This is a genomic window from Mesorhizobium sp. 128a, assembly GCF_053848025.1.
In genome coordinates this window covers 1-461 of the sequence record NZ_JBSPKY010000097.1, presented here as the reverse complement: position 1 = coordinate 461, position 461 = coordinate 1, and the positions used below count along the sequence as shown (strand labels likewise).

At 67.7% G+C, this 461-nt stretch carries 1 protein-coding gene; it reads left to right on the top strand.

Features of this window, described 5'->3' with window-relative positions; genetic code table 11:
* The coding region (locus ACWTU9_RS33230; RefSeq protein ID WP_455862021.1) for a hypothetical protein at positions 1-461 on the top strand (461 nt) is incomplete at both ends.

The following is a 461-nucleotide window of genomic DNA, read 5'->3' as shown; positions in this document are numbered from 1 at the left end:
TCGGAAACGACCTCGGGTACGATCGGCTTCACGTCGCCGGACGGCCTGACGACAGTGTCGCTCGGTGGCCACGTGCTGACCGGTATCCCGACGGCGTTCGCCGACGGGACGACAGGCACGCTGACGGCAAGCTATGTCTACAATCCGGCGACTGGCCTCGGCACGATCAGCTACTCCTACACGCTCATCGACAACACGCTGACCGATCCGTCGAGCACCAGCTTCGCGGTGGTGGTGACCGACGCCGACGGCGACAGCGCACCGGCCGGCAGCCTCACCATCAACATCGTCGATGACGTGCCGACGGCGGTCGCCGACATCGACAGCATCGGGCCTGGCCTGTTCGGCCCGGCCACCGGCAATGTGCTGACCGGCGGAACCGATGCCCTCGACGGCAACACGACCGACGGCGTTGCCGACACCAAGGGCGCCGACGGCGCGACGGTGATTGGCGTCCAGGC